At 70.0% G+C, this 1,152-nt stretch carries 2 protein-coding genes and 1 pseudogene; all 3 read left to right on the top strand.

What is annotated here, in order from left to right; all coding sequences use genetic code 11:
- The coding region (locus A2I95_RS40610; RefSeq protein WP_367153223.1) for an ExbD/TolR family protein at positions 1-193 on the top strand (193 nt) is incomplete at its 5' end.
- Positions 190-597, top strand: a complete 408-nt coding sequence (locus A2I95_RS40605) for a biopolymer transporter ExbD (RefSeq protein ID WP_291737973.1) — start codon at positions 190-192, stop codon at positions 595-597. The genes A2I95_RS40610 and A2I95_RS40605, both read left to right, overlap by 4 nt.
- Positions 594-1,152: pseudogene (locus tag A2I95_RS40600) on the top strand (hypothetical protein); the annotation flags it as partial. The gene A2I95_RS40605 and the pseudogene A2I95_RS40600, both read left to right, overlap by 4 nt.

Here is a 1,152-nt window from a genome sequence, read left to right as displayed (position 1 = left end):
GCGCGGCACCGCGCTGGATACTGAAACCCTCCGCGCCACTCTCTCCGCCGCTGTCGCCGAGGAACCCCTGACCCAAGTGGTGATCCTCCCCTCCGGCGCCGCCCGGACCCAGGCGCTGATCACGGTAATGGACAGCGCCGCCCTGGCCGGCGTCACCCGCCTGCGCGTCTTGCGGCTGGAAGCAGCGCCATGAAACTCAAGCGTCCTGCCCGCAGCCCGCATTCGGAAACCATCATCGCCCTGATCGACGTGGTGTTTTTCCTCTTGGTGTTCTTCATGCTGATCGGCCGGATGGATGCCACCGCCCCGTTTGATGTGCGCCCCGCCACCGCCGTCACCGGCCGCGACATGCCCGCAGGCGGTATCACCCTTGCCATCTCCGCCACAGGAGATCTGGCGCTCGACGGCAAGGAGATCACTCGCGGCGCCCTCTCCCCTGCCCTCTCCGCGCTGCTGGAGAACGACCCGGAGCTGCGCCTGCGCATCAACGCCCACCGCGCCGCCGAGCTGCGCAATGTGCTGCCGCTGGTGGCCCAGGGCGAGGCACTCGGATTTAGGAACGTGGTGCTGGTGGTCACCCCGGAAACGGACGGATGAGCCGCGCACCGGCCATTTGGGCGCTGGGGCTTGCCGCCTCGGCCCTGGTCCATGCCGCGGGCGCCGGCGCGCTGCTCATCTCGCTGATACCGGAGCCGGTGCCGCAACAGCCCAATCCCGAAAGCAACCTCAACCTGCAGGCCCACCGCATCCCCCGCTCCAAGGCCGTGCACCGGGCACCGGAAGGCGAGCAAGCTTCTGAATCTCAAGCGCAAAGCCAGGGCCTTGCCGCTGGCAGCATTCCGCAATCCAAGGCCGCGCCCAAAGCCCCCGCAGCAGACCGCCTCGCCTCTGCGGCCCCGCTGGCAGCCAGCCTTGCACCCGCTGCCACTCAGGTCTCCGCGGCCCCCCCTGCTCTAGCCCCGCCAAGCAAACTCGCCAGCACCTCCGCGCCTGCCGCCAGCTTGCCAGACGTCAGCCCGGCCGCCCCCGTCCTGCTGGCCGCCGCGCAGGAGCCCGCCATTACGCTGGCAAACGCTGCCGCTCCGCTGACCGCAGCGGTCACTGCGCAACCCGATACGGCAGCCCTGCTGCAGACCACCCCCGCCAGCCAGC

It is taken from the genome of Leisingera sp. F5 (assembly GCF_001593695.1).
The sequence above is the reverse complement of the archived record's forward strand: the minus strand, read 5'-3'. Positions and strand labels throughout refer to the sequence as shown.

Excerpts from the sequence above, each read along its gene's own strand:
- A2I95_RS40605 (WP_291737973.1), top strand. The coding sequence starts at position 190 with ATGAAACTCAAGCGTCCTGCCCGCAGCCCGCATTCGGAAACCATCATC.